This is a genomic window from Streptomyces alfalfae, assembly GCF_004127445.1.
GTDB classification, from domain to species: Bacteria; Actinomycetota; Actinomycetes; order Streptomycetales; family Streptomycetaceae; genus Streptomyces; species Streptomyces alfalfae.
In genome coordinates this window covers 75960-90382 of record NZ_QEXM01000055.1, presented here as the reverse complement: position 1 = coordinate 90382, position 14423 = coordinate 75960, and the positions used below count along the sequence as shown (strand labels likewise).

Sequence of the window (14423 nt, the reverse complement as noted above, 5' to 3'; positions counted from 1 at the left end):
GGGGGGGGGGGGGGGGGGGGGGGGGGGGGGGGGGGGGGGGGGGGGGGGGGGGGGGGCCCCCTGCCCGCCCCGGAGGCGCACGAGGCGGCCCTGCGGCGCCTCGCCGAGGTCGCGGCGGAGAACGGTGCGCAGCCGTTGAACACCACGCTCGCCGTGGTCGCCACCGACGCCGCGCTCACCAAGGCGCAGGCGCAGAAGTTGGCGGGCACGTCGCACGACGGCATGGCGCGCGCCGTGCGGCCCGTCCACCTCCTCAACGACGGCGACACGGTCTTCGCCCTCGCCACGGGTGAGCGCCCCTTGGCCGACGGCAGTCCGCTCGCCCTGAACGAGATCCTCGCCGCCGGTGCCGATCTGGTCACGGCAGCGATCGTGCGGGCGATGCTGGCAGCGGAGTCGGTGCGGACGCCCGGCGGAACGTTCCCCTCATACAGGGAGCTCTACGCGAAGTAGCGGCCCCTGTGCGGCGAGCACGGCGCAGCAACTCCCGTGCGGCACGCCCGGCGTAGCGGCCACGCGGAGCAACTCCCCTGCGGCCGAGACGCCTACCGAAAGCACGCACAGTGGAGCAAGGCACCGCGAGCACCCCTCGCGCGGGCCCGGCGCGGGCCCGGCGCGTGCTCGGCACGAGCCAGGGGCGTGCCCCGCGAGGCTCCGGAGTGTGCCCGACGCAGGCCCCGGTGCGTGCTCGGTGCGACCCCAAGGCGTGCCCCGCGAGGCCCCGGCGTGTGTTCGGCGCGGCCCCGGAGTGTGCTCGGCGTGGCCCCGGGGGTGTTCGGCGTGGCCCCGGCGTGCGACGCATCGGAGGGGCCCGTGCCTCCGGGATGTGCCCGTACTCACACCATCACACCGGAACCGAGAAGGGCTTCCTCTGCTCTTTACACGTACTGGATCAGAACACGTACTTGGAGCAGCCCGTGACAAGGTCGGTCATAGTCAACCCCCGGCGCCGTGCCCTGCTGGCCGCCACCGCGCTCGCCGCCGTGGGCGCGCTGACCCTCACGGCCTGCGGCGGGGACGCGGACGCGAAGGACGATAAGGGCAGCGGGAGTTCCGCCGCCAAGGGTGCTGACATCACCATCTCCTCCAAGGACGGCGCCACCGACGCCTCCATCAACGCCACCGGCGTCAAGGTGAAGAACGGCAAGCTCACCAGCGTGAAGATGACGTCGGTGACGTCCGGCGCGGCGGTCGAGGGCACCATCACGGACGGCGGAAGCGCCTGGAAGCCCAAGGGGCAGCTGGAGCGCGGCACGAAGTACAAGGTGACCGCGAACGCGAAGGACGCCAAGGGCAACGCGGCGACCGAGAACGCGACGTTCACCACGGTCTCCACGGCGAACAGCTTCATCGGCAGCTACACGCCCGACGGTGGCACCACGGTCGGCGTCGGCATGCCGGTCTCCTTCAACTTCGACAAGGCGATCACGGAGAAGAAGGACGTCCAGTCGCACATCAAGGTCACGTCGAGCAGTGGCCAGAAGGTGGTCGGCCACTGGTTCGGCAACCAGCGTCTGGACTTCCGGCCCGAGGAGTACTGGAAGGCCGGTTCCAAGGTCACGATGAAGATCGACCTGGACGGCGTGAAGGGCGCGGACGGCATCACCGGCGTGCAGCACAAGACGGTCACCTTCACCGTGGGCCGCGCGCAGGTCTCCACGGTCGACGTCAACGCCAAGAAGATGACCGTCGAGCGGGACGGCAAGGTCATCAAGACCATCCCGATCTCCGCGGGCAGCGCGGCCAACCCCACGTACAACGGCAAGATGGTGATCTCCGAGAAGTTCACCCAGACCCGTATGAACGGTGAGACGGTCGGCTTCGGCGGGGAGTACGACATCAAGGACGTGCCGCACGCCATGCGCCTGTCGACCTCCGGCACCTTCATCCACGGCAACTACTGGGGCTCGCCCTCGATCTTCGGCAGCTCCAACACCAGCCACGGCTGCGTCGGCCTCCAGGACGCGCGCGGCGCGGGCGACCCGAACACCCAGGGCGCCTGGTTCTACAACAACTCCCTGATCGGCGACATCGTGACGGTCAAGGGTTCGCCCGACAAGACCATCGCCCCGGACAACGGCCTCAACGGCTGGAACATGGACTGGAGCGAGTGGACGGCGGGCAGCGCCGCCTGACGGCCCCTTCGACCGACCGCGAGCCACGTGGGAACTCCCCACGTGGCTCGCGCGTTTTCCCGTTCCCGGGCATGATGTCCGACCCAGGGGCTACGGTATGCACCCACCAGGTGACATGCAGCAACGCCGGGAGAGACCTTGAGCGTTCCGTACGAAACGGTGTACGAGCCACCCGAGTCGCCCGAGACACACTCTCCGGAGGAACACCTCGAGCGGCTTCTCGGCCGTGCCCTGAACTCCTTCGACTTACCGGACGAGGTGCTCCACCGCCTCGGCTCCGCCCTCGCGCACAACAGCTCCCTGCACTCCGCGCACCACAGTTCGGGGCTGCACCGCGAGACGTACAGACACACCTGGCTGCTGGCCGACGCGTCGGTGCTCACCCTCTGGGAGCTCGTCCACAACACCGCGCCGGGCAGTGAGCCGACGCACGAGGTCTACGCCGACGAGGAGGACGCGGGCGTCGCCACCTCGCGGCTGCCGCTGCCGCCCGACCCACCCGTCTGCGGCAGGCCGGTGGTGCTGCAGCTCCCGCCCGACCCCGGCCCCCGCCACACGTACGTGACCGACGACGACTCCGCGGACCACGCCCGCCGGTTGCTGCGCCGCGCGGAGAACCCCGAGGGCGGCCGTCCCGGCGAGGACGTCGCGCGTCTGCTGCGTTCGGCGATCGCCCACCAGATAACGCAGGCCTTCGGACGCCCCCGGCTGTCCGGTGAGGCGCGTCTGAGCTTCTCGCTCTACGAGCACGCCTTCCTGCTCGTGGACGGCGGCGAGATCAGCCTGTGGGAGGTCGAGCACACCGTGACCCCCGACGGACGCCACCGTTGCGAGGTGTACGCCACCGAGGAGGCGGCCCGCGCCGCGATGGAGCGCAGGGCCAAGGAAGCGGCCAGGGGCTGACCCGCACACCCCTCGGCCCTCGCCCCTCGGCCCTGCTGCTGGGCCCTTGAGTCCCGACCCACCGCCCGGACGCCCGCACGTACCCCTGCGTACGTCTGCGAACCCCTACATACGCCTGCCGCCGAACTGCCGGATGAGGCCGGCGAAGGCGGCGCGCTCGTCGGCGGTGAGCTGGACCGCCTCCGCGTGCGGCGGGCCCTGCTGGGCCGGCAGGGCGCGGAGGCGGTCCGCCCGGCGTCGCACCTCCGCACGGAGGCGGTCCCTGCGCATCACCCGCACCAGGCCGGCGGTCCAGACCGCGGTCGCCGCGGCGAACAGGGCGACGCCGATGCGCTGTACGTTCGAGACATCCTGGAACATGCCGCCCAGTAGACAACAGGGGCCAGGTCTTACGACAGGGGGATTATGGGACGTAGCTCTTGAAGTGACGCATGTCGCACAACTCCCCCACCCGGGTTGAACTCCCCCACCCGGGTTGAACTCCCTCACCGGCTGAACGCTCCCACCGGCTGACCTCCCTCATCGGGGCTCCACCCCGTGCGCCGGGTCCCGTCAGAGCGCGGCGCCTGCCGGAACCTGTCCGGCGTCGTCCTTCGCCGTGTCCGTCGCGTCGTCGGCCGTCGCGCCGTCGGCTGCCGCGGGCGTCGTCTTCCGCGCGCCCTTGAGCAGCACGACCACGGCCGTCGTGACGCAGACACCGGCGGCGATCGCCACGAGGTACAGCAGCGGCCGGCCGATCAGCGGGACCACGAAGACACCGCCGTGCGGAGCGCGCAGGGTGCAGCCGAAGGCCATGGACAGGGCGCCGGTGACCGCGCCGCCCGCCATCGACGCGGGGATCACCCGCAGCGGGTCGGCCGCCGCGAAGGGGATCGCGCCCTCGGTGATGAAGGAGGCGCCGAGGAACCAGGCGGCCTTGCCGTTCTCCCGTTCGGCCTTGGTGAAGAGCTTGCCGCGCACGGTCGTGGCGAGCGCCATGGCGAGCGGCGGGACCATGCCCGCGGCCATCGCGGCGGCCATGACCTTCAGGCTGCCGTCGGTGGGGTGGGCGAGGCCGCCGACGGCGAAGGCGTAAGCGACCTTGTTCAGCGGGCCGCCGAGGTCGAAGCACATCATCAGGCCGATGATGACGCCGAGGATGACCGCGTTGGCCCCCGAGAGGCCTTCCAGCCAGTCGGTCAGCGCGCTCTGCAGCGACGCGATGGGCTTGCCGACGACGAGGAACATCAGGAAGCCGACCACCGCCGAGGAGATCAGCGGGATCACCACGACCGGCATGATGCCGCGCAGCACGGCGGGGATGCGGATCCGCTGGATGCCCATGACGACGGCGCCCGCGATGAGACCGGCGGCCAGGCCGCCGAGGAAGCCCGCGTTGATCGTGACGGCGACCGAGCCGCCGACGAAGCCGGGCACGAGGCCGGGCCTGTCGGCCATCCCGTACGCGATGTAGCCGGCGAGGACCGGCACCAGGAAGGCGAAGGCGAGGCCGCCGATCTGGAACAGCAGCGCGGCCCAGCTCGTGTGGTCGGTCCAGATGAAGTGTTCGGCGACGGACGGCGCCTTGTCGATCTTCCAGCCGCCGATGGCGAAGCCGAGGGCGATGAGGAGGCCGCCCGCGGCGACGAAGGGCACCATGTAACTGACGCCGGACATCAGCCACTTGCGGAGCTTGGTGCCGTAACCGTCCTCGCTGTCACCGGCCTCGTCCACCGGGGCCGTCGGCGCGTCGGAGGTGGTCTCGCCGCGGGCCGCCTTCTCGCGGACCTCCGCGATGAGCTCCGCCGGGCGGTTGACGCCGGCCTTCACGGCCACGTCGACGGTGGGCTTCCCGGCGAAGCGTGGCTTGTCCCTCACCGGGACGTCATGGGCGAAGATCACGCCGTCGGCGGCGGCGATCACCGCGGGGTCCAGGCGGGTGAACCCCGCCGAACCCTGCGTCTCCACCGTCAGTTCCACACCCGCCTCGCGGGCCGCGGCCTCCAGGGCCTCCGCTGCCATGTAGGTGTGGGCGATGCCCGTGGGGCAGGAGGTGACTGCCACGATCCGGAACGGCTCCGCCGCGGGTTCACTCCCCTCCGCCGCGGTTTCACTCACTGCCGCCGGAGGTACGGCGCCCTCCGCCGGAGGTACGGCGCCCTCCGGCTGCGGGTCCGCTGCGGCGTCTGCCCGGCCCGGCGCCGCGTCCCCCCGGATCAGGGCCGCGGCCGCCTCCGCGTCCTCCGCGCCTCGCAGCGCGTCCGTGAACTCCGTGTCCATCAGCTGCCTGGCCAGGGAGGAGAGGATCGTCAGGTGGGCGTCGTCCGCTCCGGCGGGGGCGGCGATCAGGAAGATCAGGTCGGCGGGGCCGTCCGGCGCGCCGAAGTCGATGCCGCGTGCCGAGCGGCCGAAGGCCAGCGTGGGCTCGGTGACGTGCGCGCTGCGGCAGTGCGGGATGCCGATGCCGCCGTCGAGGCCGGTCGGCATCTGCGCCTCACGGGCCGCCACGTCGGCGAGGAACCCCTCCAGATCGGTCACGCGCCCGAGGGCCGCCATGCGCTCGGCGAGGGAACGCGCGGCGGCTTCCTTGGTTTCGGCGGACAGGTCGAGTTCGAGATCGACCAGATCCGCGGTGATCATGTCGGTCATCGCGGGCTCCTTCGCGCGCGTGTCGCCCGGTGGGGGGCGAGGGCCACAGAGGGGAGGGGGACGGGGGCTGAGGGGACGGGGGCAGGAGGGTTCACGGGGCGGGTTCCGTCAGTACGCGGTCCAGCGGGACGTCGGCCGTCACGGTGACCGCCTCCGGCGCGAGGTCGGCGGGCGAGGGCATGACACTGCCCGGCAGCTGGACCGCCGCCGCTCCGTGCGCCACGGCCGAGGCGAGCGCACGCTCCCCCGTGCCGCCGGCGATGAGGAAGCCGGCCAGGGAGGAGTCGCCGGCGCCGACGTTGCTGCGTACGGTGTCGACGCGGGCGCTCGCGAAGTACGTGCCGGAGTCCTCGACCAGGAGCTGGCCGTCCGCGCCGAGGCTGGCGAGCACGGCGCGCGCGCCCATCCCCCGCAGCTCTTCCGCCGCCTTGACCGCGTCGCCGACGGTGGTGAGGGGGCGGCCGACGGCTTCGGAGAGCTCCTCGGCGTTGGGTTTGACCACGTCGGGGCGTTCGGCGAGGGCGGCGAGCAGGGCGGGGCCCGAGGTGTCCAGGGCGATGCGGTGGCCCGCGGCGTGGGCGCGGGCCACCAGGTCGGCGTACCAGGAGGGGGCGAGGCCGCGCGGCAGGCTGCCGCAGCAGGCGATCCAGTCGGCCCCCGCGGAACGCGCGCCGACGGTGGCGAGCAACGCCTCCCGCTCCTCGCGCGAGAGTTCGGGGCCCGGGGCGTTGATCTTCGTCAGTGTGCCGTCGGGCTCCGCGACCGCGATGTTGGAGCGGGTCTGTCCCGCCACCGGCACCGGGGCCGCCTCGATGCCCTGCTCGTCGAGGAGCTGCGCGACCAGCGCGCCCGGGGCGCCGCCGAGCGGGAGCACGGCGACGGTCCGCACGCCCGCCGCGGCGACGGCACGCGAGACGTTGACGCCCTTGCCGCCGGGGTCCATCCGGTCGCCGGTGGCGCGCACGACCTCGCCGCGGTCGAGTGCGGGGACCTCGTAGGTGCGGTCGAGGGAGGGGTTGGGGGTGACGGTGAGGATCATGCGCGTACCGGGGCCTTCGTGATCGTGCGGGCGGCGGCGACGGCCGCCGGGCCGCCGGGGGTGGCTGTGCGCGTCCTCATACGCGTACGACCTCCGTGCCGTCGCGTTCGATGGCGGCGGCGTCGGCGGGGTCGAGACCGGTGTCGGTGATCAGCAGGTCCACGTCGGTGAGGTCGCCGAAGCGGGCGAAGTGCTGCTGGCCGTGTTTGGCGGAGTCGGCGAGCAGGACGACCCGGCGGGCGGCGGCGACGGTCGCGCGCTTCACGGCGGCCTCGGCGAGGTCGGGCGTGGTGAGGCCGGCCTCGGCGGAGAAGCCGTTGGCGGCGAGGAAGACGACGTCGGCGCGGATCTCGCCGTAGGCGCGCAGGGCCCAGGCGTCGACGGCGGCGCGCGTGCGCTGCCGGACGCGGCCGCCGATGAGGTGGAGCTGGATGCCGGGGTGGTCGGCGAGGCGGGCGGCGGTGGGCAGGCCATGGGTGACGACGGTGAGCGTCGACTCCAGGGGGAGCGCCGCCGCGAGCCGGGCGACGGTCGATCCGGCGTCCAGGATGACGCTGCCCTCGGCGGGGAGTTCCGCGAGGGCGGCGCGGGCGATGCGGTCCTTCTGGTCGGCGGCGGTGCCCTCGCGCTCGGCGAGGTCCGGCTCGAAGTCGAGGCGGCCCGCGGGGATGGCGCCGCCGTGCACGCGGCGCACGAGGCCCGCGCGGTCGAGGGCCTTCAGGTCGCGGCGGATGGTCTCCGCGGTGACCTCAAACTCCTCGGCGAGCGACAGCACGTCGACCCGCCCGCCGTCCCGCGCGAGCCGCAGGATCTCCTGCCGCCGCTCCGGTGCGTACATGTCCGTTTGCCTCCGCCGCATGCCCGAGTCTGTGGTTTCACCGGCAGACTACGGCGGCATTGCGCCAAAGTAAACACCTTCGGGCAGGGAACGGGCACGAACGGACATCAGGCCATACCGAAGGGCAGTACGGAGGGGCGGGCGCGACGCCCCTGCCCTCTCCGCACGGCCCCTTCACAGGGTGACGTGCGCCCTCGCCGGGTACCGGCCGCCGCGGGCCGCCCGTCCAGAACCGCCCGTCAGGCATCGGCCATCGAGAACCGGCTGTCGCGGCCCCCGTCAGTGCCCGGCCGTCGCCCCCGTCAGCGCCCGGCCGCCGCAGGCTCCTTCTCCACCGGCTCACGCGGCTCCACCGGCCCACGCGGCTCCACCAGGCCGCCCGACTCCTCCAGGCCTCCCGACGCCTCCGGGCCGGCCGGGTCGGCGTCGCCCTCCACGTGCTGCTCGGGCTTCGCCGGGAGGGCGAACATCAGGAGGAAGACGACCGCGAGGACCGCCGCCACCCAGCCCAGCGCGTTCTGGAACCCGTCCACGAACTCCATGGGCAGCCGCTCGGGCACGACGCTCTCGTCGATCACCCCGAAGAAGACCACCGACACCAGGCCGAGGCCGAGCGCGGTGCCCATCTGCTGCACGGTGCTGAGCAGGCCGGAGGCCGAGCCCGCGTGCTCCTGCGGCACCTCGGAGAGGATGGCGTCCGTCAGCGGGGCCACGATCAGGCCCATGCCGACGCCCATCACGGTCAGCGGCAGCGCCATCTGCCAGGCCGCGATGCCCTGGCCGTACCGGTCGGCCTCCCAGATGTAGAGGAGCAGGCCCGCGGCCATCGTCAGCGCGCCGGCCTGGAGCACCTTGCGGCCGAACCGCGGCACGAGCTTCTGCACGGAGACCCCGGCCGCCACCGAGACGGCGATGGAGAACGGCACCCCGGTCAGACCGGCCCGCAGCTCGCTCCAGCCGAGGCCGATCTGGAGGTAGAGCGTCCAGACCAGGAAGAAGACACCGAGCGCGACGCCGAACACGGTCTGCACCGCGATGCCCGCCGCGAAGCTCTTCACCTTGAACAGCGACAGCTCCACCAGCGGCGAGCCGTCCCGCGCCGTCTTCCACCTCTCGTACGCGATGAGCGCGCCGAAGACGACGAGCGAGCCCGCCATGGTGACGTGGCCCCAGAGCGGCCAGCCCAGCTCGCGGCCGCGGGTGAGCGGGTAGAGCAGCATCAGCAGGGCGAGGGTGACCATGACGACGCCGACGAGGTCCAGCTTGAGGGTCCTCGGCGCCTTGGACTCGGTGATGTACTTCCGGCCCAGGATCAGCCCCGCGACGCCGACGGGCAGATTGATCAGGAAGATCGGCCGCCATTCGAGGCCGAGGATGTTCCACTCGGTGAGCAGCGCGCCGAGCAGCGGCCCGGAGACCGCGCCGAGGCCGACGACCATGCCGAAGAGCCCGAAGACCTTGCCGCGCTCGTGGGCGGGGAAGGTCGCGTGGACGATGGAGAGCACCTGCGGCACCATCAGCGCGGCCATGGCGCCCTGGAGGATGCGCGAGGCGACGAGCATCTCCGGGTTGACCGCGAAGCCGCAGAGCGCCGAGGCGACGGTGAAGCCGGTGATGCCGATCAGGAAGAGCCGCTTGCGTCCGTGGATGTCACCGAGCCGCCCGCCTGTGATGAGCCCGGCGGCGAACGCGAGGCTGTAGCCCGCGGTGATCCACTGGATCTGGCTGAACGAGGCGCCGGCGTCCCGCTGGATCGACGGGATCGCGATGTTGACGATCGTGACGTCGACCAGGTCCATGAAGGCGGCGGTCATCACGATGGCCAGGGCGAACCACCGCCGCCGGTCCGTCGCGGGCGGCGTTTCGGGAAGGGTGCTGCTGGAAGAACTGATGCCGGGAGAACTCATGCCGGGAGGCTAGGAGCCATATAGGTCATAAGAGTTCCTAGATCCCCGGCATCCTGTGTCCGTGGACACGAAGAAGGAGCCGGAGACGGCCGCGGAACAGGACCCGAGGACAGAGCCGGGGGCAAGGGTGGGCACGGCCCCGGAGCCGGGGACGGCCGGCGCGCGGGGCGCGCTGCCGGGGATACGGGGGGCGCGGCCGTGACCGGGGCGACCGGGGCCCAGACGCCCGTCCGGCTGCTGCAACTGCTCTCGCTCCTCCAGACGCCCCGCGAGTGGCCGGGCGGCGAGCTGGCCGACCGGCTCGGGGTGAGCCGTCGGACCGTGCGGCGCGACGTGGACCGGCTGCGGGAGCTGGGCTATCCGGTGCAGGCCACGCAGGGCGCCCTCGGCGGCTACCGCCTCGTCGCGGGCAAGGCCATGCCGCCGCTCGTCCTGGACGACGAGGAGGCGGTGGCCATCGCGGTCGGCCTGCGGGCCGGGGCGGGGCACGCCGTGGAGGGCGTGGAGGAGGCGTCGGTCAGGGCGCTCACCAAGCTGGAACAGGTCCTGCCCGCCCGGCTGCGGCACCGGGTGACGGCGTTGCAGATCGCGACGATGCCGCTGGTCAGCGGGGACGGGGCGACCATCGCTCCGGAGACGCTGACGGTGATGGCGTCGGCCGCGGCGGGCCAGGAGCGGCTGCGGTTCTCCTACCGCGCGGGCGACGGCACGCGGTCGCGCCGCCTGACCGAGCCGTACCGCCTGGTGTCGACGGGGCGGCGGTGGTACCTCGTGGCGTACGACCTGGACCGCGAGGACTGGCGGACCTTCCGGGTGGACCGCGTGGCAGAGCCGTTCGCCACCGGGGCGCGGTTCACGCCGCGGGAGCTGCCGAAGGGGGGCGCCGCGGAGTTCCTGCGGCAGTCGGTCTACCGGGGGATCGCGTCGTACGACATCGACGTGACGTTCGAGGCGCCCGCGGAGTTCGTGGCGGCCAGGATGCCGTCGTCGCTCGGCGCGGTGGAGCCGCTGGGTGAGCACCGCTGCCGGCTGCGCGGCACGGCGACGGACTCCGTCGAGTGGGTGGCGGTCCGCCTGGCGGTGGCGGACTGCGACTTCACGGCGCACGGCCCCCCGGACCTGCTCACGTGCCTGCGCGACATGGGCTCCCGCCTGACCGCGGCGGCGGGCGCCGCGGAGTGACGGCCGGCCGGCGGGCGGCCAGTCGATCGGCAGCCGGTAGGTCGGCAGCCAGTCGGTCGGTCGGCAGCCGGTCGGTCCGGAAGCGATGCGCACCGGTAGCGCTGCACGCGATGCGCGCCGCGGGGAACCGTCCGGGCCCGGCCGGCTAGGCCACCGCGTCGAACCCCGTGTCGCGCGCCAGCCTCTTCAGCTCCAGCAGGGCGTGCTTCTCTATCTGCCGGATCCGCTCGCGCGTGAGGCCGTGCTCCTTGCCGACCTCGGTGAGCGTCCGCTCGCGTCCGTCGTCGATGCCGTACCGCATCTTGATGATGGAGGCGGTGCGCTGGTCGAGGCGGCCGATCAGATCGTCCAGCTCCTCGCTGCGCAGCAGCGAAAGGACGGACTGCTCGGGCGAGACGGCGGAGGTGTCCTCAAGGAGGTCGCCGAACTGGGTGTCGCCTTCGTCGTCCACTCCCATGTTCAGCGAGACGGGGTCGCGCGCCCAGTCCAGGACGTCGACGACGCGCTCGGGCGTCGAGGAGAGCTCGGCGGCGATCTCCGCGGGCTCCGGCTCCCGGCCGTGCTCGCGGTTGAACTCGCGCTGCACGCGGCGGATGCGGCCCAGCTCCTCCACCAGGTGGACGGGGAGGCGGATGGTGCGGGACTGGTCGGCTATCGAGCGGGTGATGGCCTGGCGGATCCACCACGTGGCGTACGTGGAGAACTTGAAGCCCTTGGCGTAGTCGAACTTCTCGACCGCTCGCACCAGGCCCGCGTTCCCCTCCTGGATCAGGTCCAGGAGCGGCAGGCCGCTGCGCGGATAGCGGCGGGCGACGGCGACGACGAGGCGGAGGTTCGAGCGGATGAAGACGTCCTTGGCGCGCTCACCGTCGGCGACGAGGGCTTCGAGCTCCTCGCGGTCCGCGGTGACGCCGCTGTCCTCGACCTCTCCGTCCAGGATCTTGCGGGCATAGACGCCCGCTTCGATGACCTGGGACAGCTCCACTTCCTTGGCGGCGTCCAGCAGCGGTGTACGCGCGATCTCGTCGAGGTACATGCCGACCAGGTCGCGGTCGGCGATCTCCCCGCCTACGGCGCGAACACTGCGTGCCGCGTCGGTCCCGCCGGAGGCGGCGGACGTGCGACGGGCGACGGCACGGGTTGCCATGCGTGCTCCCTTGCGTGTGGTGGTCCTGGTCGGCCCCACTGGGGCCTCTGTGGTGGATGGCACACCCTCGAGTGCCCACCATCCGAAGGAAACAACGCCTGGAATCCGGACAGAATTCCCAAGGCGCGCATCTTTTTGGTCGGCGGTGCAGTACCCTGTGCCGCCACTCCGGGAGGCAGCGTGTTGACAGGGCGTACAGAGGTGCAGGTCAGGGCGGGGGCCGAGGCGGACCTCGAAGCCCTCACGGACCTCTACAACCACTACGTACGTGAGACGGCGATCACATTCGACACGGTCGCCTTCTCGCCGGAAGAGCGCCGCCCTTGGCTGCTCTCCCACCCCGAAGACGGCCCGCACCGCCTCTTGGTTGCCCAGGAGCGGCATGCGGGCTCCGGCGGGGGCCGCGTCCTCGGGTACGTCACCAGTAGCCCTTTCCGCGTCAAGCCGGCTTATGCGACCTCCGTGGAAGTCAGCGTCTACTGCGCACCGGACGCCGCGGGGCGCGGCATCGGCACGCTGCTCTACCGCACGCTCTTCGAGGCGCTGCGGCAGGAGGACGTGCACCGCGCGTACGCGGGCATCGCCCAGCCGAACGCGGCCTCCGTCCGCCTCCACGAGCGCTTCGGCTTCCGGCACGTGGGGACCTACCGCGAGGTGGGCAGGAAGTTCGGGCGCTACTGGGACGTGGCCTGGTACGAGCTGCCCCTCGGCCTCGCGGACTAGGTCTCCGGCCCCGCCCCGCCCGGGACCGCGGGCCGTTACCGGCGCACGGGTCCGCGGCCTACCGTCCCCTCCATGGACGACACCACAGGCACCCTCGACGAAGCCCTCCAGCGGCTGCACGCGTCCGGGCCCGAGCGGCTGGGGCGGCTCACCAACCACGCGCCCATGGCCGTCGAGGCGCTCGCCGCGCGGGGGCAGGGCGCGGCCGTCCACCGGTGGCTCGATCTCTACGCCCCGAGACTGGAGGATTTCCCCGCCCCCGTGGAGCCGATCACGGAGGGCGGCCTGCGGGCGGCCCTGGGCGACCCGCGCCGGGCGGCGGACTGGATCGCGTACTTCCGCCGCGAGGTGGAAGCCCGCCCGTGGCGCGACGTCCTCGCCGAGTGGTGGCCGCGGCTCCTGCCCGGCATGTACGGGGGTGCGACGCACCCGGTGATCCGGGTCGGGCACGCCGTGCGCACCCTTCGGGCGGGCCCCGAAACCGGGCCGCGCGTCGCCGAGCTCGCGCACGGCCTCGGCTACTGGGCCGCGCGGCATCATCCCGTGACGGGAGTGCTCCCGCTGCCCGGCGCCGACCGCGCGGAGGACGCCCTCGACGCGGTGCCGCCCATCTCCGAGCGGCGGGACGGCGGTTTCCCCGCGCGGCTCGCGCGCGTGCGGGGGCTGCCGGTGTGGGCGGACTCCGTGGACGGCCCCGACGAGGCCCGGCGCCGTCTCGCGGAGCTGGTGCGCGCCGCCACCCACCGGTACGTCACGCACGGGCACGGCGAGGCGACCATGCTGGTGCACGCGGCGACGGCGCCCAACGCGGTGCTGCGGGTGCTGCCCGTCCTGCCGCGTGACCTGTGGGCGCCGAGTCTGCGGGCCGCGTGGACGGCTTCGGCGGCCGTCACCGCCATGTACGCGCCGGACGCCCCGGTGGCCTGCCGGCCGCGGGGCACGTTCACCGCCGAGGAGGTCTTCGAGCGGGCCCTGGCGCACGGGGACGAGCACGTGATCAAGCTGACGGACACGGCGCTCGACGTCGGCGACGAGTGGGCCCTGGCGGCGGCGCTGCGCTCCATGGAGCTGAGCGAGCCCGCCTGAGAGCCGCGGACCCCGGAGGCCCGCCGTGACGCGACGCCCCTCCCCCAGGCTCAGCCGAACTGCACCGACCTCTTCGCCAGGCCCAGCCAGAAGCCGTCGATCACGCTGCGCTGGGCCGCCAGGTCGCCCGTCGCGTCCGCCGCGCCCAGGGTGACGAAGAGCGGGGCGAAGTGTTCCGTGCGGGGGTGGGCCAGATGGCCCGCCGGGGACTTCGCCGTGAAGTCGAGGAGCGCGTCCACGTCGGTGCGCTCCAGCGCCTCGTGCCCCCAGGCGTCGAACTCCGCCGACCAGGACGGGACGCCGGACTGCCGCAGGGCCGCCAGGTTGTGCGTGAAGAAGCCGCTGCCGACGATCAGGACGCCCTCGTCCCGCAGCGGTGCGAGCCTGCGGCCGATGTCCATGAGGCGGCGCGGTTCGAGGGTCGGCAGGGAGACCTGGAGGACGGGTATGTCGGCGTCGGGGTACATCTCGACCAGCGGCACGTACGCCCCGTGGTCGAGCCCGCGGTCCGGCACGTCCTGCACGGGCAGGCCCGGCGCCCGCAGGAGCGCCCGTACGGACGCGGCGAGTTCCGGCGCGCCCGGCGCGTCGTAGGTCACCTCGTAGTAGTGCTCGGGGAAGCCCCAGAAGTCGTGGACGAGCGGCAGTGTCCGGGTGGCGCCGAGAGCGAGCGGCGCCTCCTCCCAGTGCGCGGAGACCATGAGGATCGCACGGGGGCGCGGCAGCCCGGCGGACCAGGCCGCCAGTTCGCCGGGCCAGACGGGGTCGTCGGCGAGCGGCGGAGCGCCGTGACTGAGGTACAGGGCGGGCATACGGGTCATGGCGCACCTCCGGG

Annotated in this window: 13 protein-coding genes; 6 read left to right on the top strand and 7 right to left on the bottom strand. The window is 72.9% G+C overall.

Features of this window, described 5'->3' with window-relative positions; all coding sequences use genetic code 11:
• The 3 genes from DCW30_RS34595 to DCW30_RS34585 form a co-directional block, all read left to right on the top strand.
• Positions 1–453, top strand: a 453-nt coding sequence (locus DCW30_RS34595; RefSeq protein ID WP_206740256.1) for a P1 family peptidase, incomplete at its 5' end; no start/stop codon positions are given.
• Between the two features lie 452 nt (positions 454–905).
• On the top strand, positions 906–2135 hold the full coding sequence (locus tag DCW30_RS34590) for a L,D-transpeptidase (RefSeq protein WP_373569085.1): 1230 nt from the start codon (positions 906–908) through the stop codon (positions 2133–2135).
• 138 nt (positions 2136–2273) lie between these two features.
• Positions 2274–3038, top strand: a complete 765-nt coding sequence (locus DCW30_RS34585) for a DUF6227 family protein (RefSeq protein ID WP_076685683.1) — start codon at positions 2274–2276, stop codon at positions 3036–3038.
• Positions 3039–3143: 105 nt separating this feature from the next.
• On the opposite strand, the gene DCW30_RS34580 is transcribed toward DCW30_RS34585, so the two are convergent.
• The 5 genes from DCW30_RS34580 to DCW30_RS34560 form a co-directional block, all read right to left on the bottom strand.
• On the bottom strand, positions 3144–3398 hold the full coding sequence (locus DCW30_RS34580) for a hypothetical protein (protein WP_076685682.1): 255 nt from the start codon (positions 3396–3398) through the stop codon (positions 3144–3146).
• A 192-nt stretch (positions 3399–3590) separates the two neighbouring features.
• Complete coding sequence (locus DCW30_RS34575) at positions 3591–5666, bottom strand: PTS fructose transporter subunit IIABC (protein WP_076685681.1); 2076 nt, start codon at positions 5664–5666, stop codon at positions 3591–3593.
• A 91-nt stretch (positions 5667–5757) separates the two neighbouring features.
• Complete coding sequence (gene pfkB / locus DCW30_RS34570; protein WP_076685680.1) at positions 5758–6705, bottom strand: 1-phosphofructokinase; 948 nt, start codon at positions 6703–6705, stop codon at positions 5758–5760.
• A gap of 76 nt (positions 6706–6781) precedes the next feature.
• Positions 6782–7543 (bottom strand): DeoR/GlpR family DNA-binding transcription regulator, encoded by a 762-nt coding sequence (locus tag DCW30_RS34565; protein WP_076685679.1) that lies wholly within the window; start codon positions 7541–7543, stop codon positions 6782–6784.
• 302 nt (positions 7544–7845) lie between these two features.
• Positions 7846–9450, bottom strand: a complete 1605-nt coding sequence (locus DCW30_RS34560) for an MFS transporter (protein ID WP_076685678.1) — start codon at positions 9448–9450, stop codon at positions 7846–7848.
• Positions 9451–9648: 198 nt separating this feature from the next.
• Here DCW30_RS34560 and DCW30_RS34555 point away from each other — a divergent pair, with 198 nt between their 5' ends.
• Entirely contained in the window at positions 9649–10632 is a 984-nt protein-coding gene (locus DCW30_RS34555; protein WP_076685677.1) for a helix-turn-helix transcriptional regulator, read from the top strand.
• 145 nt (positions 10633–10777) lie between these two features.
• Here DCW30_RS34555 and DCW30_RS34550 read toward each other — a convergent pair whose 3' ends face one another.
• Positions 10778–11779, bottom strand: a complete 1002-nt coding sequence (locus tag DCW30_RS34550; RefSeq protein WP_076685676.1) for a sigma-70 family RNA polymerase sigma factor — start codon at positions 11777–11779, stop codon at positions 10778–10780.
• Positions 11780–11959: 180 nt separating this feature from the next.
• On the opposite strand from DCW30_RS34550, the gene DCW30_RS34545 reads away from it, so the two are divergent.
• On the top strand, positions 11960–12502 hold the full coding sequence (locus DCW30_RS34545) for a GNAT family N-acetyltransferase (protein WP_076685675.1): 543 nt from the start codon (positions 11960–11962) through the stop codon (positions 12500–12502).
• 72 nt (positions 12503–12574) lie between these two features.
• Positions 12575–13588 carry a questin oxidase family protein gene (locus DCW30_RS34540; RefSeq protein WP_076685674.1) on the top strand — a complete coding sequence of 338 codons (1014 nt, stop codon included), beginning with the start codon at positions 12575–12577 and terminating at the stop codon, positions 13586–13588.
• 50 nt (positions 13589–13638) lie between these two features.
• Here the strand turns inward: DCW30_RS34540 and DCW30_RS34535 are convergent, their stop codons facing one another.
• Positions 13639–14409 carry a dioxygenase family protein gene (locus tag DCW30_RS34535; protein WP_076685673.1) on the bottom strand — a complete coding sequence of 257 codons (771 nt, stop codon included), beginning with the start codon at positions 14407–14409 and terminating at the stop codon, positions 13639–13641.
• Positions 14410–14423 lie beyond the last annotated feature (14 nt).

Excerpts from the sequence above, each read along its gene's own strand:
- DCW30_RS34580 (WP_076685682.1), bottom strand. The coding sequence starts at position 3,398 with ATGTTCCAGGATGTCTCGAACGTACAGCGCATCGGCGTCGCCCTGTTC.
- DCW30_RS34550 (WP_076685676.1), bottom strand. The coding sequence starts at position 11,779 with ATGGCAACCCGTGCCGTCGCCCGTCGCACGTCCGCCGCCTCCGGCGGG.
- DCW30_RS34540 (WP_076685674.1), top strand. The coding sequence starts at position 12,575 with ATGGACGACACCACAGGCACCCTCGACGAAGCCCTCCAGCGGCTGCAC.
- DCW30_RS34575 (WP_076685681.1), bottom strand. The coding sequence starts at position 5,666 with ATGACCGACATGATCACCGCGGATCTGGTCGATCTCGAACTCGACCTG.
- DCW30_RS34560 (WP_076685678.1), bottom strand. The coding sequence starts at position 9,450 with ATGAGTTCTCCCGGCATCAGTTCTTCCAGCAGCACCCTTCCCGAAACG.
- DCW30_RS34535 (WP_076685673.1), bottom strand. The coding sequence starts at position 14,409 with ATGACCCGTATGCCCGCCCTGTACCTCAGTCACGGCGCTCCGCCGCTC.
- pfkB (WP_076685680.1), bottom strand. The coding sequence starts at position 6,705 with ATGATCCTCACCGTCACCCCCAACCCCTCCCTCGACCGCACCTACGAG.
- DCW30_RS34565 (WP_076685679.1), bottom strand. The coding sequence starts at position 7,543 with ATGTACGCACCGGAGCGGCGGCAGGAGATCCTGCGGCTCGCGCGGGAC.